This window comes from Acinetobacter septicus, from assembly GCF_019355975.1.
Lineage (GTDB): Bacteria > Pseudomonadota > Gammaproteobacteria > Pseudomonadales > Moraxellaceae > Acinetobacter > Acinetobacter ursingii.
On the sequence record NZ_CP079898.1, the window covers coordinates 3,217,606 to 3,237,333 of the forward strand.

The window sequence follows — 19,728 nt, forward strand, 5'->3', positions numbered from 1 at the left end:
TTTATTATGTTTAAATTTATTAAAATTGTCGCTCTTGTTGCCACTGTTACTGCGTTAAGTGCATGTAGTAAAAATGAGGCGTCAGAGCAAAAGAAAGCGGAAGCGCCTATGGAGCAGATGAGTAAAGAATCATCTACAGCAACGACAACTCAAGCAGTTGGAGTGATTACGGCTATTGATACGAAAGAAAATATTTTGACACTCGATCATGAGGCAATTCCTGCGATTAAATGGCCTGCGATGACCATGGGCTTTAAAGTTGCTGATCCTGCATTATTGAATGGGCTTGCAGTAGGGCAAAAAGTTGATTTTGAATTAAAGGCTGAGGGAGAAACATACACAGTCGTAGCTGCTAAGTTAAAAAAATAGGATGATTTAGTAGATAGAATTTTGATAGTAATGAGGTTCTTTTCAAAAGAGCCTTATTCTCTAATAAAAAACAAAACATATGGTATTGCATATATATGGTAATTCGAATATAAAGATATTATAAATTATCAAAAGAGCTCAATTCGATGACAACTTCATCAACTGTGACGATTTATCACAACCCAGCTTGTGGGACATCTCGCAACACTTTGGCTTTGATCCGTAATACAGGGATTGAGCCAACTGTGATTGAATATCTCATTACACCACCTAGTCATGACGAATTAGTTAAATTGATTCAGGATGCAAAATTAACAGTAAGAGAGGCCATTCGCCAGAATGTAGATCCTTATCGGGATTTAGACCTTGATCGTAGTGATTTGAGTGATGAGCAGTTACTTAGTTTTATGCTTGATCATCCAATATTGATTAATCGACCATTTGTTGTTACTGAATTAGGCACTCGCTTAAGCCGTCCTTCTGAAGTTGTCTTAGATATTCTACCATTACCTCAGAAGGGTGCCTTTACGAAAGAGGATGGTGAAAAAGTGATTGATGAAAATGGTCAACGAGTGAATTAAAAATTTTACTTTTTGTATGTGATTATCCGCATATCCAAATAAGTGAATGGGAGTTAAGAATGGACCAAGTTAATTTTTTTAAATGCTTATCAGATGAAACTCGACTAAATATCGTGACTTTAGTCGCTGAGAATAAAGAATTATGTGTTTGTGATTTGACTGAAAAGTTGCAACTGAGTCAGCCAAAGATTTCTAGGCATTTAGCGTTATTGCGTTCTTCTGGTCTCTTACAGGACAGGAGACAAAGCCAATGGGTGTATTACAGCATTAATCCGCAATTACCAATGTGGTGCCATGACGTTCTGAATCTTTTGGTAAGCAGTCAAACCATAGTAAATAAAGATTCCCAAAATATCCAAATAAATAGCTATTGTGAGTAATAGAATATGAAATTTCTTTTTTTGTGTACTGGAAATAGTTGCCGTAGCATCCTCTCAGAAGTCCTTTTTAACAGTCGTGCGCCTGAAGGATGGAAAGCATACAGTGCAGGTAGTAAGCCATCAGGGCAAGTACATCCATTGACTATAGAAACTTTAGAAAATCTTGGTCTCTCAACAGATGGTTTGTGGAGTAAAACCATTGATGACTGCGAACAATATCAACCTGACGTCGTGATTACTGTTTGCGATTCAGCAGCTCAAGAAGCGTGTCCACTTTATTTAGGTGGAGCGATTAAGGCACATTGGGGCTTGGCTGATCCTTCACATTTAGATTTGCCGAAAGAAGAAAAATTAAAAGCATTCCAAGTTACTGTTGATCATATCAACCGCCGCTTAGACGCTTTATTGGCACTAGATACAACTCATATGTCTCGCCCAGATTTGATTGCAGCAATCAATCAAATTTCGCATATTGAATGAGAACATCATGGCTCAACAAAGATTATCTTTTCTAGATCGTAACCTCACTCTATGGATTTTTATCGCCATGGCATTGGGGATTGCGATAGGTGTGTTCTTTCCGCAAGCTTCCGTTACTTTAGACAAAATGAGTGTGGATTCCGTCAATATTCCAATTGCGATTGGTTTGATTCTGATGATGTATCCACCTTTAGCCAAAGTGGACTATGCTACTTTGCCACAAGTGTTTAAAGACAAGAAAACCTTAACTTTGTCTTTGGTGCAGAACTGGGTGATTGCGCCTGTATTAATGTTTGCATTAGCAATTATTTTTTTACATAGCTATCCAGAGTACATGACAGGCTTGATCCTGATCGGTTTGGCTCGCTGTATTGCAATGGTCTTGGTGTGGAATGGTTTAGCCTGTGGTGATAACCAATATGTAGCAGCGTTGGTGGCATTCAATAGTATTTTCCAGATTCTGTTTTTTAGTACCTATGCTTGGCTGTTCCTCACATTCTTGCCACCCTATTTCGGTATTGCAGGGCAAGTGATCAATGTTGATTTCTGGACGATTACCCATGCGGTGTTGGTTTACTTGGGGATTCCATTTCTTCTTGGTTTCTTGACTCGTTTGGTTTTGGTCAAAGCCAAAGGCTTAGATTGGTATCAAAATGTCTTTTTACCCAAGATCAGCCCACTCAGTTTATTGGCACTTCTTTTTACCATCGTGGCAATGTTTAGCCTAAAAGGTGGTGATGTAGTGAGCTTACCATTGGATGTTCTGCGTATCGCAATCCCACTCACGATTTATTTTATTGTGATGTTTTTCATCAGCTTCTTTATGAGTAAATGGATGGGCAATGACTATCCTAAAACCACAGCAATTTCTTTCACGGCTGCTGGTAATAACTTTGAGTTGGCTTTGGCTGTAGCGATTGCAACCTTTGGTTTGGCTTCACCTGTGGCATTTACCACCGTGATTGGTCCTTTAGTTGAAGTACCTGTATTGATCGCTTTAGTGAGTGTGTCTCTATGGCTCAGAAAAAAGTATTTTAAATCGGTGTAATTGTAATGAATCTTCCTAATGTTGATATGGAGCTACTTGAACAGCCAACTTTGGAAAAAGTTCAAGCTAAATCGTTAGATCATGCGCCACGTATTTTGTTGTTATATGGTTCTAACCGTGAGCGTTCGTATAGTCGTTTAGCCGTGATGGAAGCAGGTCGAATCTTGGAACAGTTTGGTGCTGAGGTTAAAATTTTTCATCCGAAAGGGCTACCTTTGCCAGAAGATGCGGATATGGAACACCCAAAAGCAAAAGAACTACATGAGCTTTTGGCATGGTCAGAGGGCATGGTGTGGTGTTCGCCTGAACGTCACGGTTCAATGAGTTCGATCTTTAAGTCACAGATAGATTGGATTCCATTGGCAGGTGGTGCGATTCGTGCCACTCAAGGAAAAACACTGGCACTAATGCAAGTCAGTGGTGGTTCGCAATCTTTCAATAGTGTCAATCAAATGCGTATTTTAGGGCGTTGGATGCGGATGATCACGATTCCGAATCAGTCTTCAATTCCAAAAGCATTTTTAGAGTTTGAAGAAGATGGGCGAATGAAAGCATCATCGTATTACGACCGTATCGTGGATGTGATGGAAGAGCTGTATAAATTCACCTTGCTGACACGGGGGCAAAGTCAGTATTTAACTGATCGTTATTCTGAGCGTAAAGAATCTGCTGAAGAATTATCAAAACGTGTTAATCAGCGAAGTTTGTAGAATGCTGGAGAAAATTAAATGCAAAATCAACATTCTCGTTTAATTATTTTAGGTTCGGGACCTGCGGGTTATAGTGCAGCCGTATATGCAGCTCGTGCCAACCTCAAACCAACATTGATTGCTGGACTACAATTAGGCGGGCAATTAACAACAACGACTGAAGTTGATAATTGGGTTGGCGATGCTGAGGGCTTAACTGGTCCTGTACTCATGGAGCGTATGCAGGCGCATGCAGAACGCTTTGGTACAGAAATGGTCTATGATCACATCAATGAGGTGGATCTCAAAACTCGCCCATTCGTACTCAAAGGTGACATGGGTGAATATACTTGTGATGCACTGATTATTGCAACAGGTGCAACGGCTCAATATCTAGGTCTTGAGTCAGAGGCAGCTTTCATGGGGCAGGGTGTGAGTGCCTGTGCAACCTGTGATGGTTTCTTCTATAAAAACCAAAATGTCATGGTGGTTGGTGGTGGTAACACTGCGGTTGAGGAAGCTTTATATCTGTCAAATATCGCTGCACATGTGACACTGGTACACCGTCGTGACAGTCTGCGTTCTGAAAAGATTTTGCAAGACCATCTTTTTGCCAAAGAAAAAGAGGGCAAAATCAGCATTATTTGGAACCATCAAGTTGATGAGGTTTTAGGTGACAACACAGGTGTAACGGCGGTACGTATTAAATCCACTCAAGATGCAAGTATCCAAGATGTTCAAGTGCAAGGCTTGTTTGTTGCGATTGGACATAAACCCAATACAGGAATGTTTGAAAGTCAATTGAACCTACGTGATGGCTATATCCAAGTCCAAAGTGGAACTACGGGTAATGCAACAGCTACATCTATCGAGGGTGTATTTGCTGCGGGTGATGTGGCAGACAGTATTTATCGTCAAGCGATTACCTCGGCTGGTTCGGGTTGTATGGCAGCATTGGATGCTGAAAAGTATTTAGACAATCAAGAATAATCAATACATTCACTGAAATAAATCAAGCTAACTCCACCTCTCATGGGTGGAGTTAGATTTTCTATATTGTTTTTTTATTTAGCTACTTATAGTGTTACGCCAGCGTTTCTCTATTTCGGATTCGCTTACTTAAAGCGAGTGTGGGATAAGTAAGCAGATCCTTTTTAGTAATTGGTATGCTCATTACAAATTCTTTTGGGAACATCAAATTAGTTGGATGGATGAGCAATTAAAATTCAGATTTATAAGAGATAAAATTCCTTTATCTCTTATTTTTATATTAAGTGTTTTTGTAATTGGGATTGTACTTTTTTGAGCTGTACCACATGGCTTCAGGCTATTTGTGCATGATATATGTTGCCCAATCAGCCATTAAGCCTTTACGTTTTTCTAAATAGCCTCCACGTAAATAAGAAGCTTCAACCTTATCTGGAAGTTTGTGTGCGAGAACATGTTCACACACTTCTCTACGGTAATCTGTTTTGTCTGCCGACCAATCACGGAAAGTAGACCGAAAGCCATGCGTTGTAATGACTCGGTTTTGTTTGGGATCAATATAGCCTAAGCCATTTTCTTTAAGCTTTTGCTCATGCAGTCGTTTGATTAGGGTCGTCAAAGACATATCAGAAAGCATCTCACCACTCCGTGGCGCAGGGAAGATGAAATCTTGAATTAGAGTATGATTTTGAATTGATTCAAGCAAACTTATCGCTTCTTTCGACAAAGGCACATGATGTTCCTTTTCTGCTTTCATACGTTCTTTAGGAATAATCCAGACTTTATTCTTAAAATCAATTTCCTGCCATTTCGCCCCAAAAATCTCACCAGAGCGACAGGCGGTTAAAATTGCAAATTCCAGAGCTTTTGGTGAAATTCCTTTTTTCTGTCTTAAGTGTTGGATAAACTCAGCAACCTGTTCATAGGGCAGGGATGGGTGAGGGCGTGATTCCTGCTTTAAATTACCTAATATAGGTTCAAGATTGCCTTTCCATTCGGCAGGGTTGTCACCCTCAAAATATCCCATTGCTTTGGCATAATCAAAAATGGTTTCTATACGACCACGGATACGTTTGGCTGTTTCGTTTTTCTCAACCCAAATAGGTCTTAAAACTTCAGCAATATCGGCTTTGGTAATGTTACTAATAGTAAGATTGCCCAAAGTTGGGTAAATATAAGTTTCTAGTGTTGATGACCATTGTCCAATATGTTTTTCATTTTTGAGTTCACGGGTTTTATTGGCAATAACAACTTTTGCACATTCCATGAATGTTTTGTTCCGTAGTTGCTGAACATGAAGCTTTGCAAGCTGTTCCTGTTGATGGACAATTGGATCAATACCACTTCGTATTTGTAATTTTAATTCAGTGGCTTTAGCACGAGCTTCAGCTAAAGAAACTTCAGGGTATGGACCAATACCAATATCACGTCGATGAGGTTTTAATTTTCCATCTTTATCCAGATGTTTTCCCACCACCGCACGTAAAATCCAGACACGGGAAGTTCCTTCGACGTTTAAACAAAGACCATCAACACCACCTACGTGATATCGACCAGTCTCTTTAATTTTTGCTACACTAAGCGCAGATAGCTCTTTAGCTTTCTTTGGCATGTTATTGTCTACCCCTCAAATTACCCCTCATAAAATACTGGAAATAGTCGGATTAGACAAGACTGAGTTGGATGGGTGTAATTGTAATTAATTGAAAAATATTAATTTATAATATTGGATTGGACTTCTTAGGATTGGTGTTAGACGGACACCGCTTCCGCCAAATATTTTAAAGGGAATCAAATATATAGTTTGATTCCCTTTTTCTTTGGCACAATTTTGGCACTATTCGAAATTTTAGCTATCTCTTCTTTGTTTTTATCCGAGTTAATCCACTTCGCGTAACGCTTCATGAGTATCACCAAACTATGACCCAGCTGTGAAGCCACATAGACCGGATTAAGTCCATTCATTAAGCATACAGTCGCATAAGTATGACGAGTGTTATAGGCAGGGCGATAGCGTATGCCATTCGCTTTCAGTGAGGCTACAAACTTTTCACTCAATGATTTTTGCGTAGTAAATTCCTCACCAGTCTCATCACAGATAAATACATGCTCGTATTTGAGATAAGTTAGTAATCTGAGTTGTTGGAATGCTTCAAATGCAAAATCATTCAAATCTACAAATCGAGCTTTATTGGTTTTAGTGGTTCCCTGCTGAACGCCGTTCACACGACCTTTATTGATGTGAATCTGCTTATTCAAAAAATCTACATCCTGCCAAGTGAGTGCGATAATTTCTGATGGACGGCAACCTGTCCAAAATGCCACCACAAAATACCAATACACAGTTGGGTAGTCTGCAAGATATTTCTCTCTTAACCAGTTCAGTATTCTTTCCCTTTCAATTTCATTAAATGGATCAGGTTCAGCTTCTTGAGTTTTCTGATTCTTCAATCGATCGCATGGATTCTTATCAATAATTTCATCGTCATGCGCTAACTCAAATGCGCCGCGTAATGGAATCAAAGCATCATTTCTAGTCTTCGCTGAAGTCCATTCACGTCCATTCACCGCGCTACGCAACATTTGGCTGGTGATCGTATTAATTGGCATGTCAGCAAATAACGGCATCCTGAGCCGTTCCAAAATTGATAGATACTTTTGCTTGGTGCCTTGCCTATGGTCTGAAAGGTTATAAAGGTATTCTCGGGCGTTATCAGCATCGTGATACGATTCTTAATCCAGTGATGACCATTAAACAAATTGCTGAACAACTCAAAATAACAATCGAAGAAATTCATAATGCACGTAAAGCATTACGTCGAAAATTAAAGATAGAAGAAACGATTGGGCAGGGGAAAATAGAAAAATGGGTTTTGCAACATGCCATCCCATTAACGAATTTAAAGATAAAACAATTGCAACAAGAATATCAAATTAGTAAAGAGCAGATTAAATATCGTCGAATTTTATTAAAAAAACTGCAATCAAAAATATGACGTAAATTGTCATAAATAGACAGAGTTGTATGGACATGGGAAGGCTATATTTGTAAAATGCAATAATATTGATCAAATATTTTATAAAAATGTTAAATAATATTTATCAAGTCTTGGAAAAATTAGGTCTTGATACTCAAAAACGTGCCATTAGTATTCAGTTTTCAAATGCAGCCCTAAATACTCAAATCATGTTACAACGTGTTGATGGTTATCATGGTATTAATGAGGGACTCTCCTTAGAACTGATCTGTCTATCTACAAATCCCTATATCGAATTAAAACAATTTATTGGTAACCAAGTTGCCGTTGATCAAGTTACAGATTACGGACAACTCTTTAGAACAACTGGAATTATTACAGGGGCTAGTCAGGGACAAAGTGATGGTGCATTGAGCCTTTATCGACTAACAATGCAGGATGCCACCAGCTTATGGCATAAAAGACGCAATAGCCGCGTATTTATGAATAAAAGTGCGGTGGATATTTGCGAAATTATTTTCAAGGAATGGCAAAGCAAAAGCCCTTTGTCTGCCGCTAGTCTGAAACTAGATACCAGTGGTTTAACTCAAAACTATGATATCCGCCCTTTAAAGCGATTATGAATATTTAACACGATTATTACGCGAAGAGTCGATTAACTTTTTAATTGATGAGTCGAATTATATTGTTGCGAGTTCAAGTCAAAGTATCGAAGCCCAAAAGTTACGTCTGATTGATGATAACGCACAATTTAAGGCGCTTGAACGCCGATCTATTCGTTACCACCGTTCCAATGCGGTTGAGCAGGCTGACAGTATTACCAGTTTTATTGCCCAGCGCCAATTACAGCCTACGGCTATACATGTGCAACGTTGGCAAGCAGATAGTCTAAGTCAAGAAGATGCCGGTGGTTCAGTTCTCAGTTCACATCAACACAGTACCCAGCGAGATAATGAAAGTTTAAGTCTGGAACATTTCACCAGCATGGATTGCTGATTTAAATGGAGAGGATCAGGCAACAGCATCAGGAAATAATCAATTAGAGAAACTCAAGAAGCAGCTCAATCAATATCAGGCTTTACAGGCGAAATACTTTACTGCACATAGTAGTGTTCGAGATACTCAGGTTGGTCACTGGTTTCAGTTGAATGATCATCCAGAATTAGAAAAAAATCATAGTCAGAATGATAAAGAATTTCTAATTTTAACTAAGCGTTTTTATAACCAGAACAATCTTCCGAAAGATATAAAGGAGCAAGTCGAAAAATTACTCAATCTTAGCCATTGGCCAATCAGTAAAGACAGCGAGCACGAACGCCAAGCCAATGAATTAATGCTAGTACGTCGAACGATTGCGATTGTGCCTGAATATGATCCGTTACTTCACCGACCGACTGCGCATGTGCAGCGTGCCAAAGTGGTGAGTGATGGTGAAGAAATCCATGTTGATAAATGGGGGCGAATCAAGGTTCGCTTTCTATTTACCCGTACAGAAGACCATGCACATGATGGTGGTGCGGGATCGAATGACAGTGATACTGATTCAGCATGGGTCGATGTGCTCACTCCGTGGGCGGGCGAAGGCTATGGTGCGCGCTTTTTACCACGTAAAGATGAAATCGTAGTAATTGACTTTTTTGATGGCAATATTGACCGCCCATTTGTGACTGGACGTATTCATGAAGCGCAACGTTCACCCACCAAATTTGATATTAAAGGTCAGTTGCCCGATACAAAAAAACTCAGCGGAATTCGTTCAAAAGAAGTTGGTGGCGAGGGCTATAACCAACTACGTTTTGATGATACGACTGGACAAATCAGTGCCCAATTACACAGTAGTCACGGTGTAACCCAACTGAACCTCGGTAATCTAAGCCATCCAAAGGAAACGGCTGAAAGTGAAGGTCGTGGTGAGGGGTTTGAACTACGTAGTGATCAATGGGGGGCAGTTCGTGCTGGTGATGGACTACTGCTTTCAACGTATAAACAAAAAAATGCGAATGATGATGTTTTAAATATTGATCAGACAATTGCTGATTTAAAAATACATGAAGAGTGGAATCAGACTTTAAATGAAAATATAAAAGAACATAAGGTTATGGCTTTAGAGGCACTTGCAACCTTAACTAAAAGTATTGAAGCGCTCGAAGCTTCTGGCAAAGATCAAGAGGTTAAAACCTTAAAAGAAGCGATTATTATTTTAACGAGTCCAGCAGATATCACATTAAATTCTTCTAAAAATGTAATGATTCAAAGTCAGTAAAATACTTATATTTCTGCCAAACAAAATATCAATTTAGTGAGTGATCAAAACACTGTTATTGCCAGCCAAAAAGGGATGAGTTTATTTTCTCATGAAGAACTTATGCAAATTATTAGTGCTAAGGGTAAGTTGGAAATACAGACTCATGAAAAATCTATTGAGATGATTGCGAATGAAGTTGTTAAGATCCTTTCTGTTAAATCGAATATTGAGTTAACTTCTCCGAATGAAATTAACTTGAATGCCAACTGTACGTTCACTCATGCAGTAACCTAAATCATGCATGTCGTGCACCAATGAAGGTGCTCCTAAGCGAGCATGGTGTTGCCAATATACAGCTTTTAAATCAGTGTACTTCTGATTGACGTAAATCTGTCTCTTTCGCCAAGCATAGTAGCCCGAAGTGCTGACACCTAGGCATTTACAGGCAGAAGAAACCGTAATTTCAGTCACAGCTAGGCCTTGGATTACCGTGTACTTTTCTTGGCATGATCTGTCAGGAAGTACACATGCGCCTTTTTTAAAATATCATTAGCTTCCCTGAGTTGTTTGACTTCTTTTTCTAAATCGAGAATACGCTGTTGTTCTGGCGAGAGCTGTCTTTTGCTGGAACCAGTGGGGTTGGTCTCACGAATCCATTTATCTAATGTTGAATAACCCACACCTAATTTCTGGGCGATTGTAGCTACAGACTCGTGTGAGTTTGAAAGTGCATAATCAATTGCTTGCTGTTTAAATTCTGGACTAAAGCGTTTAGCCATTTTACATCTCCAAAGTTAACCTTACGTTATCTTTAGAGAGACTATGTGTCCATTATTTTGGCTAGGATCACGGTGAGTTTCTTCTTAGCGATGGGCCATTTAAAAAAGCATTGTTGAAAGCCCAGAGAATGAATATCAGTTTCCAAAAAGCAACAGATGAAATTGATTTGAATGAGCTTGACCATTGGTACAAGCAATATCAAAAAGCCCAGCTATAGAAGACTGAATATGATGAATTGTTTAAAAACTCTGTTATATCTGTTCTGGCTCCCCATGATGGTGGCCTGTAAAGCTGAAACGGAAACTGTGGACTTAACTTTTTTAGTTTATAACTATAGTACTGCTGGACTTGGAGAAATTCAGGTCAATGGTAAAGGAAATCGAATTGCGAGTGCTGCAGAAAGATTCGGTAGTGTGGGTGAAGCTGGAACCGCTTGTTGTATTTCATTATTGCTTAACAGTGATACAGCTGATGTAAGTTTATATACAGATCGAGGCGATGGATATAAGCAGTATCATATCAAAGTTCCGGTTGAAAACTTAAAAGATACTCCACGTTCATATGCAGTTTTACATTATTTCCCGAACAATACTGGTGTGATTGAAGTCACTTTGCGTAGGCCAAGTTTTCGTAGGGACCTGTTTGAGCAGGGAGTGGGAGAAAAAGCAAAAACGATTGAATTAGACTCTCCAACTATGTGGAACAGCATTTCTGAAAATGAAGTTGCCCGAATAGATTTTCCAGATTAAATACAGCAAAGAAGCTAGGAAAAATGATGAATAAATTCTTAAAGTTTGCAATCTCTCTAACCATGTTACCCATGATGGTGGCCTGTAAAGCTGAAACGGAAACTGTAGATTTATCCTTTATGGTTTATAACTACACTACCGAGGAACTTGGCCAGCTTCAGGTGAATGGGAAGGGCAGCACAATTGTAGAGGCAGCAGAAAGATTGGGCAGTGTCGGTGGCTCAGGAACAGCCTGCTGTGCTCATCTACTGGCAAATAGTGATACGGCTGAAGTCAGTTTTTATACCGACCATGGGGAGGGATATAAGCAATATCATATTAAGGTGCCTGTAGAAAACCTGAAAGATACTCCACGTTCTTTTGCTGTTTTGCATTATTTCCCCAATAATACTGGTGTCATTGAAGTCAGTATGCGCTGGCCAAGTTTCCGCAAGGACTTATTTGATCAAGCACTAGCAGAAAAATCAAAAAGCATAACTCTAAGTTCGCCACAAATGTGGAACAGTATTCCTGAGAATGAAGCGGCCCGAAAACAGTTTCCAGATTAAGATGAACTAAATAATAATAGGAGCATTTATGACCCAAGCGATACAAAATGAAACCCGTTCGGTTCGTGATATGTTGATTTCCGCCAAAGTGTTGGTCAAAGATGGTAAAGCGACCGAAAGTCCCTGTAAGACTTGTCGTGTTCCTGTATGGGTCAGCTTTTTCTTTGATGGTACAGGCAATAACAAAGATGCAGATGCTACGACTCTAAATCAAAGTAATGTCGTCGCCCTATTTGAGGCACATAAGCAAGAAGCTGAAAAAGGAATACAAAAATTTTATTATGAGGGATTGGGAACAGCATTTCAGTTTGATAAATATTCAGAATATGATTCATCTAAAGTTGCCAATGGTGCCAGAGGATTAAAAGGTCCAATTGATATCACTGATCCACAATGGCGTAAGCAGGGCTATTCCGAGACGGGCACTGGAAAACAAGGGAAGATGGGGCTGGGGTTCGCTCTTGGAATACAACAGCGTTTACAAAAAGCCATTTTTGAGTTAGTTGCTTATCTGGATAGAATCTATCAACAAAATGGTATTACGGAAATCAATGTCTCCGCTTTTGGCTTTTCACGTGGTGCGACCGAAGCGCGTATTTTTATGAACTGGTTACAATATGCGCCAAATGTGACGAGCCAAGGTACGGGTAATGCTCAGAAACTTTTTTATCGGGGTAAGCCATTAACTGCAAAATTCTTGGGTATTTTTGATACGGTGGAATCGATTGGGATGGCTGCGCAAAATAAGGCTCCGCAAATCTATCGTACCCGAATAGAAAGTTATGTTGAGCACAGTATGCATTTGGCTGCCTCGCTTGAAATGCGACAGTCATTTCCTGTTACTCCAACAGGACGACCTAGTGCAAATAATGTAAAAGAATTAATTCATGATCAACAAGTCTTTCCAGGGGCACATTCAAATGTGGGGGGAGGCTATATGCCTATGGAGCAAGGTCGTAATTTAGGCTTATCCAGGATCACTTTACATGCAATGTTTAATCGTGCGACGGCCTATGGATTAAAATTTTTTACGATACACGAACTTGAAAAGTCAAAAGCAAAAAATATAATTTTTAGAAACTTCTATACTTTTAACCCCCAATGGCAACAAGATTTGAATAATTTTATGGCTCATGTAAAAGGTAGTTCCTCATTTGAACAACAAATGCAAAGTCAGCTAGCCCTTTATCATCAATGGATTCGTGAAGGCGGATATGCGCGTTTTATTCATCGAAAAACACGAGAGCGAATTGGTAGAAAGGAAAAGATTACTGCGATTACAAAGATAAATGACGGGTTATTTGAAAACATTCGTCAAATACTGAATGTCTATGCGCCAGAAGGTGCTCGACCATACGATATTATTAGAAATAGAGAAAATAAGTCGACATTACCTAAAGAGGTTATTCACTACTTTGAAAATTATGTTTGTGATTCAGTTGGTGGCTTCGCACTATGGGCCAATGACTTTCAAGCCCTGCTTTCAGATGGTAAGGCACCGAATTATTTGATTCCAAGAGGGATCGTCAGGCCGACTTAAAATGGAAAACGCACTTTATTGGGGCTTTGTTGTTTTTGGGGTTTATGTAGCGTAAGCAGATCATAAGCATAATAAAAATTGTCATATCAAATTAATTCAATTGATGTGGCACAAATTTTTAAAAATTAATTTCTTTCAATCGACTTTTCTAGTGGTTTATAGCATTTTCTGCACGGTGGGCGATAGGCAGTCCACTTCAAGTTTTAAGCCGACACCTTTTGCAAAGCTTATAGAATGCACCGTTACTCAAGTGATTTCATCCTGAAAAGTGGCTGAACAAAGATGAACAGCAGCCAGAGAAACTAGGCTGTCGCTTAAATTCCAATAAATCAATAGGCTAATTAAAGTTGAGTATTACGCTTACCTTTATGTATTTAAGAGAGTTTTAAGCTTAAATTCTTAGATTAGTGAATGTAATCTGAATATGATGTTGATGCCCAATTCCATTTTTTAAGCTTATATGAGACTTTAGTAGATTTGACAAATCAAGATGATTTATTCAAATCATTCAATTAGGTCAAAATAAAATTTCATCAAGCCGAAAATGATTGACGTTATTTATTCAATATAAAATTGTGTGCAGGATTTATATTGGTCTAGTCATTTTAAACATAACCTGTTTAAATATAGATGAAAATAAACATTTTAATGTTCAGATACGCAGTCATTGTACTTCAGATATTTCACATCTTATGAAGATCTGAGCCAGATGACATACTGATATAAATCCTGATAATAAACTAATTAGCTGTGAGCCAACACCATGCCTAAAATCCTGATTATTGAAGATGACTTCATGATTGCAGAGTCTACGCTCACTTTGCTTAAGTATCATCAATTTGATGTGGAGTGGGTAAATAACGGAATTGATGGTTTATCGCAACTTTCAAAACAAAGTTTTGATCTGGTATTGCTTGATCTCGGTTTGCCGATGATGGATGGCATGCAAGTGCTTAAACAGATTCGTCAAAAAACGGCTGTTCCTGTGCTTATTATTTCAGCGCGTGATCAACTGGAAAATCGTGTGGATGGTTTAAATCAAGGGGCAGATGATTATTTGATTAAGCCTTATGAATTTGATGAATTATTGGCCCGTATTCATGCCTTATTACGTCGAAGTGGAAAGGAAGCCCAGGCCACAAGTCAGGATCAAATTCTTAAAAGTGGTGATGTGACTTTAAATATCGAAAAGCATGTTGCAACAGTCAAAGGTCAGGAAGTTGAACTTTCCAATCGTGAATGGGCAATTTTAATTCCACTGATGACACATCCAAACAAGATTTTCTCCAAAGCAAATCTCGAAGATAAACTGTATGACTTTGATAGCGAAGTCACCAGTAATACCATTGAAGTCTATGTGCATCATTTACGTTCTAAACTGGGTAAAGATTTCATCCGTACCATTCGTGGTTTAGGTTATCGTCTGGGTCACAGCTAAGGAATTTTTCCATTATGGCCCTGCATTACTCTTTAAAGCGACGCTTAATCTGGTACACGTCCATTTTTAGTATATTGCTCGGCTGTGTTCTGATATTTTCAGCTTATAAAATTGCATTGCAGGAAAGTAATCAAATTCTTGATGCACAAATGCAATATTTGGCCAAACGTGCTGCGACTCAACCTTATGGAGCAGTCGTCAGTCATTTTGAAAAAGATCGTGTGTATCGTGAAGAAGATTTATTTGTTGATATTTGGGCTTATAAAGATCAAAGTCATTTAAGTCATGCAGACCGTTTATTGGTTCCTCCTGTGAAGTATGCTGGATTTTATACCCAGCAAACCGACCATGGCATCTGGCGTACTTATGTGATGCCGACCAAAGATTTTCAAATCCAGATCAGTCAGCAAGAAAAAGTCAGACAAGTGATGGCGTTGGAACTTGCGGGTAGTATGTTCCTCCCTTATGTCATTATTTTGCCTTTTGCCTTGATTGGTTTGGCAGGTATTATTCGACGTAGTTTAAAACCCTTGGATGACTTCAAATCTGAATTGATACAGCGTGATTCTAATGATCTAGCGCCTATTCATGAAAAAGATTATCCAGAAGAGCTTTCTCCAACCATTCATGAAATGAATCGGTTGTTTGAACGAATTTCGACGGCTCAACAAGAGCAGAAACAATTTGTCGCTGATGCCGCTCACGAGTTACGGACACCCATTACTGCTTTAAATTTGCAAACCAAGATTCTACTCAGTCAGTTTCCTGATCATGCTGCCTTTCAAAATCTGAGCAAAGGACTCGCGCGAATTCAGCATTTGGTCAGTCAACTGTTGGCTCTGGCTAAACAAGATGCCTCAATGAGTAGCCTTGAGCGATTCAGTACTTTCCAACTTAATAATGTTGCCTTAAATTGCGTTGAGCAATTGATGAATTTAGCAATGGAAAAGGAAATAGATCTGGGTTTTGAGCGCAATGAAGACATTGAAATGGTGAGTATTGAGCCCACAGTACATTCCATTATTTTTAACCTGATTGATAATGCGATTAAGTACACTCCCGTAGCAGGAGTGATTAATATTTCCGTCTATGAAGATGAAAATAGCTGTGCCTGCGTGCAAATTGAAGACAGTGGTGCGGGGATTGATCCTCAATATTATGATCAGGTATTAAAACGTTTTTATCGGGTACATCATCATCTGGAAGTGGGCAGTGGTTTGGGGTTATCCATTGTGGATAAAGCAACACAGCGTTTAGGTGGTCAACTGATTCTTTCCCAAAGCATAGAATTGGGTGGACTCAGTATTTTGGTTTGCTTACCCAAGATCTTAAAAAGTTAAGATATTTAAGAGCTAGCCTATTAAAAGCCCAAATATTTAAAGATTTTAAAAAAGCCAAGAGACTAAAGCATTGATCAGAGCTAAAGCGAATGGATCAACTGTGTTTTAAATCATCGGTAATGGGTCTTGGCATTCTAGTTTCTTTAAAAACAACATACTTTTTTGGATACGTTTGCCGTCGTTGCCTAATTTTTCAGGTTTAAAACTCAAGATCCACTGCAATTTATGACCAATATTGCAAATGTCACGATAGACCTTTTTATTGTTATTTAAAGCCTGATAAAAAATAGCACTTGCTTGATCAAGTTCCGTGAGTTCAAGTCGATATGACGATGAAAAAATAAAGCATAACCAATCACGTACCTGACATTCATTTAAACTTAAAAGTTCTCCCGGATCTGTCTCAAAATCTATAAAGGTAAACTGATGATCCTCATCGACTAAAATATTACGGACAAATGCTTCACTCAAATAACTATCCTTTGCATGTATAGATTGAATTGCCAAAATTGCATCGGTATAGAGTTGAATGCGTTGTTCAGAGCTGATGGCTCTGGCTAAGGCATGATCTAGTTGTACGACTTCGTGCTCACTGGAGCCTGCATCTTCTATTAAAATACCTTCATGTGAAACAGCCAAAACCTGTGGCGTTTTGATACCTAACTTTTGCAGAGCAGTAAGGCGTTGATATTCACATTGAATGACCTCTTTGCCACCACGATTAGGAACGGGAATCAGTGCATCTAGTTGAAGCAAGCGGGCAAACCATCTCAAAGGAGTGTATAACCAAAGTGCATGACGCTCAGATGCTTTCTTTAACCAAACTTTACGACCGTTGTACTCATAAGACTGTATCGATTCATTTTGTTGATCAATAGACGCCTTCAAGAAGTCTGCAAAATTGCCCATCAATATAATCCTGTCATCATCTGTCTTTTATTCTAGGCGGATTGATACGTGCTGTCACGATGGGATTTGTTGAGTAAATTTAAATGATGATGTATAAAAAAACGGCTCAATGGAGCCGCTAAGGTAATATAAAAATTAATCAAAAAATTGATCTAAAACATGCCTTCTTCTGAGTTCGCAGAAATTTTATGAATAGAAAGATCTGCGCCCTGAAATTCCTCTTCCTGTGATAATCGAATGCCCATCGTCATTTTTAAAACACCATAGACAATGAAGCCGCCCAGTAAAGCAATACTGACAGCCAAAGCACTTCCAATTAACTGTGATAGAAAAGAAACATGACCTAATCCACCTAGCCATTGTTGTCCAAATATTCCTACAGCAAGACCACCAAAAACACCACAAACGCCATGCAAAGGCCAAACACCTAGAACGTCATCAATTTTCAATTTGTTTTGGGTATAAGTAAATAACTTAACGAAAATCACACCCGCAATTAACCCAATCAGCAATGCCCCAAAAGGATGCACGACATCTGAGCCTGCACAAATTGCAACAAGTCCAGCCAAAGGTCCATTATGTAAAAATCCTGGATCATTTTTTCCGACTAAGTTTGCGCTCAATGTACCGCCGACCATTGCCATGAGTGAGTTGATTGCCACCAAGCCAGAAATTGCATCAACCCGCTGGGCGCTCATGACATTAAAGCCGAACCAGCCAACAATTAAAATCCATGAACCTAAGGCCAGAAAAGGAATAGATGATGGTGGGTGCGCGCTGACACGACCATCATTTTTATAACGACCATGACGTGCACCTAATAAAATTACGGCGGCAAGTGCAATCCAGCCACCTATGGCATGAACTACCACAGAACCTGCAAAGTCATGAAATGGTGCTCCAAAATGTGTTTGTAACCAACTCTGTAAACCCAAATTGCCATTCCATGCAATACCTTCAAAAAATGGATAAACCAGAGCAACCAATAAAAAGGTGGCAATCGCTTGTGGTCGCATCTTGGCTCGTTCGGCAATACCACCTGAAATAATGGCAGGAATGGCTGCGGCAAACGTCAGTAAGAAGAAACAACGCATCAGGTTATAACCATGTTCTGCCGAAAGCGTTATGCCCATGTGAAAAAAATGCAGCCCATAGGAGATGTAATAGCCGATAAAAAAATAGGCAATTGCTGAAATAGAAAAATCGGTCAAAATTTTACTGAGGGCGTTGACCTGATTTTTATGGCGAACTGTCCCTAATTCCAAAAATGCAAAACCTGCATGCATGGCTAAGACGAGTACTGCTCCAAGCAATAAGAAAAAGAGATCTACATTTTGCATAGTTTGCTCAAAATAGGTGCTATAAACCAGTTTTAATACATAATTTTTAGAGTTAATGCACCAAAATGGTTTAGTAAATCTAAAAAATAGGAACCAAAGTCATCATGCTTTGATAATTTGAAACTTTAAGCAAAAAACGCACCAGTTTGGATGTGATTCATCATTTTTTCAATAATTGTGGTGCATCTTGAGCAAATATGGTGCTTGTGGTAATGAGTAAACGAAGTATCTGTGGTTTGGGGTATCGCATCTTGAAATCCAGATTATGATGATCTTCTTTGCTTTACCGACTGCATCGACCGCTTATATTTTAACTAAAGTTTTAAAAGCAGATAGTCAGCTTATCGCCGCAGTGATTAGTTTACAGACTTTGTGTGCTGCAATGACGTTGTGTTTGGTGATTTGTTTGGGGATGATGTTGATAAGTATCTGTAATCAAATTTATTTAACGCTTTTACTTTGAAAAGACATAGTTTAAATATCCTGTTATTTCAGTTTTAAATATGCATGTAATTTAATTTGAAAAGCAGATAGAATTTTGATGCGTTCAAAGACTTAGTCTTTGTTAATGCTTATATTAATCTTTATGTGAAATTAAAATATGAAAAAATTTTTAATGGTGATTTTACCAGTAGTCTTGGGTATGGTTGGTTGTGCATCTAATCCAACTAATATTGATAAAAAATCACAAAATATTATTGCCTTCACCAATATGCACCCTAAACAATATAAATTGAATGACGTAAATATTCGGTTAGAGAGCAGTGTGCAAAAGGAAGGTTTTCTCACAAAAGATAACATTCAGCAAACATACGTAGATGAGCTAAATAAGCAACTAGAACGTCAGCATAAGAATATATCTAATCTATCGACAGGGTTTGCACTAGTAGATATAGGCTTAATTCATAAACGAGTATTTATGGGAGAAGGGTTAAAGTTTATAGGTGGAGATAAACTTGTTGGTGGCTATGCGGATACTGTTTTTACTTACAATGTGAAAGTTACTTATAACGGAGAAGTCGTTCAAACGTTTCAACGTAAACAACAAATAGCATCTAAAGGTGGAATGATAGGAAATTTTAAAAAAATAGCTCGTGATTTATCTAGTACTGGTACTCCACAGAATGAAATCGAGGATATCGAAAAAGCTGTAATGACGATTGTTAATGATTTACAACCATAAAATATGAAGATTATGCATGTTTTAATATTTTTAAGTGGACTTAGCCCAAATTAATTGAGAGCTAATGTAGAAAAGATAACGAACTTATGGATTGGTTATATGTAAATTGATACTTCATAAATTTATCTAGATGATATTTTAATT

General features: G+C 38.6%; 20 protein-coding genes and 3 pseudogenes. 18 read left to right on the forward strand and 5 right to left on the reverse strand.

Annotated elements, in window-relative coordinates; genetic code table 11:
* The first annotated feature begins 6 nt into the window (after positions 1-6).
* The 8 genes from I6L31_RS15185 to I6L31_RS18510 all read left to right on the forward strand — a co-directional run bounded on the left by I6L31_RS15185 (position 7) and on the right by I6L31_RS18510 (position 4,853).
* Positions 7-369, forward strand: coding sequence for a copper-binding protein (locus I6L31_RS15185; RefSeq protein WP_004699729.1), 363 nt, complete (start codon positions 7-9; stop codon positions 367-369).
* Between the two features lie 146 nt (positions 370-515).
* Complete coding sequence (gene arsC / locus I6L31_RS15190; RefSeq protein ID WP_004699732.1) at positions 516-950, forward strand: arsenate reductase (glutaredoxin); 435 nt, start codon at positions 516-518, stop codon at positions 948-950.
* Positions 951-1,009: 59 nt separating this feature from the next.
* Positions 1,010-1,330: a metalloregulator ArsR/SmtB family transcription factor gene (locus I6L31_RS15195; protein ID WP_004699734.1), complete on the forward strand. Its 321-nt coding sequence runs from the start codon at positions 1,010-1,012 to the stop codon at positions 1,328-1,330.
* Positions 1,331-1,336: 6 nt separating this feature from the next.
* A complete protein-coding gene (locus tag I6L31_RS15200) occupies positions 1,337-1,810 on the forward strand; it encodes an arsenate reductase ArsC (RefSeq protein WP_004699737.1) in 474 nt (157 codons plus the stop codon).
* Positions 1,811-1,817: 7 nt separating this feature from the next.
* On the forward strand, positions 1,818-2,858 hold the full coding sequence (gene arsB / locus I6L31_RS15205) for an ACR3 family arsenite efflux transporter (RefSeq protein ID WP_004699740.1): 1,041 nt from the start codon (positions 1,818-1,820) through the stop codon (positions 2,856-2,858).
* 5 nt (positions 2,859-2,863) lie between these two features.
* The gene (gene arsH / locus I6L31_RS15210; RefSeq protein WP_004699742.1) at positions 2,864-3,568 is read left to right on the forward strand and encodes an arsenical resistance protein ArsH; all 705 of its coding nucleotides are present in this window, start codon (positions 2,864-2,866) and stop codon (positions 3,566-3,568) included.
* An 18-nt stretch (positions 3,569-3,586) separates the two neighbouring features.
* A complete protein-coding gene (gene trxB, locus I6L31_RS15215) occupies positions 3,587-4,537 on the forward strand; it encodes a thioredoxin-disulfide reductase (RefSeq protein WP_004699744.1) in 951 nt (316 codons plus the stop codon).
* Positions 4,538-4,694: 157 nt separating this feature from the next.
* Positions 4,695-4,853: a hypothetical protein gene (locus I6L31_RS18510; RefSeq protein WP_324097330.1), complete on the forward strand. Its 159-nt coding sequence runs from the start codon at positions 4,695-4,697 to the stop codon at positions 4,851-4,853.
* 21 nt (positions 4,854-4,874) lie between these two features.
* On the opposite strand, the gene I6L31_RS15220 is transcribed toward I6L31_RS18510, so the two are convergent.
* Both I6L31_RS15220 and I6L31_RS15225 read right to left on the reverse strand, forming a co-directional pair.
* Positions 4,875-6,146, reverse strand: coding sequence for a tyrosine-type recombinase/integrase (locus I6L31_RS15220; RefSeq protein WP_004699746.1), 1,272 nt, complete (start codon positions 6,144-6,146; stop codon positions 4,875-4,877).
* A 179-nt stretch (positions 6,147-6,325) separates the two neighbouring features.
* Positions 6,326-7,162, reverse strand: coding sequence for a tyrosine-type recombinase/integrase (locus tag I6L31_RS15225; RefSeq protein ID WP_005003199.1), 837 nt, complete (start codon positions 7,160-7,162; stop codon positions 6,326-6,328).
* A 17-nt stretch (positions 7,163-7,179) separates the two neighbouring features.
* Between I6L31_RS15225 and I6L31_RS15230 the strand changes: the two genes are divergently transcribed.
* From I6L31_RS15230 to I6L31_RS18600, 3 genes and pseudogenes are all read left to right on the forward strand, one after another.
* The gene (locus I6L31_RS15230; protein ID WP_005003200.1) at positions 7,180-7,530 is read left to right on the forward strand and encodes a hypothetical protein; all 351 of its coding nucleotides are present in this window, start codon (positions 7,180-7,182) and stop codon (positions 7,528-7,530) included.
* 89 nt (positions 7,531-7,619) lie between these two features.
* A pseudogene (locus tag I6L31_RS15235) lies at positions 7,620-9,536 on the forward strand (type VI secretion system Vgr family protein); the annotation flags it as partial.
* A gap of 275 nt (positions 9,537-9,811) precedes the next feature.
* Positions 9,812-10,051 carry a DUF2345 domain-containing protein gene (locus I6L31_RS18600; protein ID WP_005003203.1) on the forward strand — a complete coding sequence of 80 codons (240 nt, stop codon included), beginning with the start codon at positions 9,812-9,814 and terminating at the stop codon, positions 10,049-10,051.
* Here the strand turns inward: I6L31_RS18600 and I6L31_RS15240 are convergent.
* Positions 10,019-10,536: pseudogene (locus I6L31_RS15240) on the reverse strand (transposase); the annotation flags it as partial. The gene I6L31_RS18600 and the pseudogene I6L31_RS15240 sit on opposite strands and share 33 nt — an antisense overlap.
* Before the next feature lie 273 nt (positions 10,537-10,809).
* Between I6L31_RS15240 and I6L31_RS15245 the strand changes: the two are divergent.
* The 5 genes from I6L31_RS15245 (at position 10,810) to I6L31_RS15265 (ending at position 16,152) form a co-directional block, all read left to right on the forward strand.
* On the forward strand, positions 10,810-11,286 hold the full coding sequence (locus I6L31_RS15245; protein WP_228738692.1) for a DUF3304 domain-containing protein: 477 nt from the start codon (positions 10,810-10,812) through the stop codon (positions 11,284-11,286).
* Positions 11,287-11,309: 23 nt separating this feature from the next.
* On the forward strand, positions 11,310-11,834 hold the full coding sequence (locus tag I6L31_RS15250; protein ID WP_125269144.1) for a DUF3304 domain-containing protein: 525 nt from the start codon (positions 11,310-11,312) through the stop codon (positions 11,832-11,834).
* A gap of 28 nt (positions 11,835-11,862) precedes the next feature.
* Positions 11,863-13,374: a T6SS phospholipase effector Tle1-like catalytic domain-containing protein gene (locus I6L31_RS15255; protein WP_005003211.1), complete on the forward strand. Its 1,512-nt coding sequence runs from the start codon at positions 11,863-11,865 to the stop codon at positions 13,372-13,374.
* Between the two features lie 763 nt (positions 13,375-14,137).
* Positions 14,138-14,812, forward strand: a complete 675-nt coding sequence (locus I6L31_RS15260; protein WP_004990411.1) for a DNA-binding response regulator PmrA — start codon at positions 14,138-14,140, stop codon at positions 14,810-14,812.
* Between the two features lie 20 nt (positions 14,813-14,832).
* Positions 14,833-16,152 carry an ATP-binding protein gene (locus I6L31_RS15265; RefSeq protein WP_228128615.1) on the forward strand — a complete coding sequence of 440 codons (1,320 nt, stop codon included), beginning with the start codon at positions 14,833-14,835 and terminating at the stop codon, positions 16,150-16,152.
* A 105-nt stretch (positions 16,153-16,257) separates the two neighbouring features.
* Here the strand turns inward: I6L31_RS15265 and I6L31_RS15270 are convergent, their stop codons facing one another.
* Together I6L31_RS15270 and I6L31_RS15275 are read right to left on the reverse strand one after the other, a co-directional pair.
* Entirely contained in the window at positions 16,258-17,061 is an 804-nt protein-coding gene (locus I6L31_RS15270; RefSeq protein ID WP_005003215.1) for a BUD32 family EKC/KEOPS complex subunit, read from the reverse strand.
* Between the two features lie 152 nt (positions 17,062-17,213).
* Positions 17,214-18,401 carry an ammonium transporter gene (locus tag I6L31_RS15275; protein WP_005003217.1) on the reverse strand — a complete coding sequence of 396 codons (1,188 nt, stop codon included), beginning with the start codon at positions 18,399-18,401 and terminating at the stop codon, positions 17,214-17,216.
* Between the two features lie 232 nt (positions 18,402-18,633).
* On the opposite strand from I6L31_RS15275, the pseudogene I6L31_RS15280 reads away from it, so the two are divergent.
* Positions 18,634-18,864, forward strand: a pseudogene (locus I6L31_RS15280) (hypothetical protein); the annotation flags it as partial.
* A gap of 138 nt (positions 18,865-19,002) precedes the next feature.
* Positions 19,003-19,584 (forward strand): putative periplasmic lipoprotein, encoded by a 582-nt coding sequence (locus I6L31_RS15285; RefSeq protein ID WP_005003226.1) that lies wholly within the window; start codon positions 19,003-19,005, stop codon positions 19,582-19,584.
* The last annotated feature ends 144 nt before the right edge of the window (positions 19,585-19,728 follow it).

Excerpts from the sequence above, each read along its gene's own strand:
- I6L31_RS15185 (WP_004699729.1), top strand. The coding sequence starts at position 7 with ATGTTTAAATTTATTAAAATTGTCGCTCTTGTTGCCACTGTTACTGCG.
- arsC (WP_004699732.1), top strand. The coding sequence starts at position 516 with ATGACAACTTCATCAACTGTGACGATTTATCACAACCCAGCTTGTGGG.
- I6L31_RS15195 (WP_004699734.1), top strand. The coding sequence starts at position 1,010 with ATGGACCAAGTTAATTTTTTTAAATGCTTATCAGATGAAACTCGACTA.
- I6L31_RS15200 (WP_004699737.1), top strand. The coding sequence starts at position 1,337 with ATGAAATTTCTTTTTTTGTGTACTGGAAATAGTTGCCGTAGCATCCTC.
- arsB (WP_004699740.1), top strand. The coding sequence starts at position 1,818 with ATGGCTCAACAAAGATTATCTTTTCTAGATCGTAACCTCACTCTATGG.
- arsH (WP_004699742.1), top strand. The coding sequence starts at position 2,864 with ATGAATCTTCCTAATGTTGATATGGAGCTACTTGAACAGCCAACTTTG.
- trxB (WP_004699744.1), top strand. The coding sequence starts at position 3,587 with ATGCAAAATCAACATTCTCGTTTAATTATTTTAGGTTCGGGACCTGCG.
- I6L31_RS15220 (WP_004699746.1), bottom strand. The coding sequence starts at position 6,146 with ATGCCAAAGAAAGCTAAAGAGCTATCTGCGCTTAGTGTAGCAAAAATT.
- I6L31_RS15225 (WP_005003199.1), bottom strand. The coding sequence starts at position 7,162 with ATGCCGTTATTTGCTGACATGCCAATTAATACGATCACCAGCCAAATG.
- I6L31_RS15245 (WP_228738692.1), top strand. The coding sequence starts at position 10,810 with ATGATGGTGGCCTGTAAAGCTGAAACGGAAACTGTGGACTTAACTTTT.
- I6L31_RS15250 (WP_125269144.1), top strand. The coding sequence starts at position 11,310 with ATGATGAATAAATTCTTAAAGTTTGCAATCTCTCTAACCATGTTACCC.
- I6L31_RS15255 (WP_005003211.1), top strand. The coding sequence starts at position 11,863 with ATGACCCAAGCGATACAAAATGAAACCCGTTCGGTTCGTGATATGTTG.
- I6L31_RS15260 (WP_004990411.1), top strand. The coding sequence starts at position 14,138 with ATGCCTAAAATCCTGATTATTGAAGATGACTTCATGATTGCAGAGTCT.
- I6L31_RS15270 (WP_005003215.1), bottom strand. The coding sequence starts at position 17,061 with ATGGGCAATTTTGCAGACTTCTTGAAGGCGTCTATTGATCAACAAAAT.
- I6L31_RS15275 (WP_005003217.1), bottom strand. The coding sequence starts at position 18,401 with ATGCAAAATGTAGATCTCTTTTTCTTATTGCTTGGAGCAGTACTCGTC.
- I6L31_RS15285 (WP_005003226.1), top strand. The coding sequence starts at position 19,003 with ATGAAAAAATTTTTAATGGTGATTTTACCAGTAGTCTTGGGTATGGTT.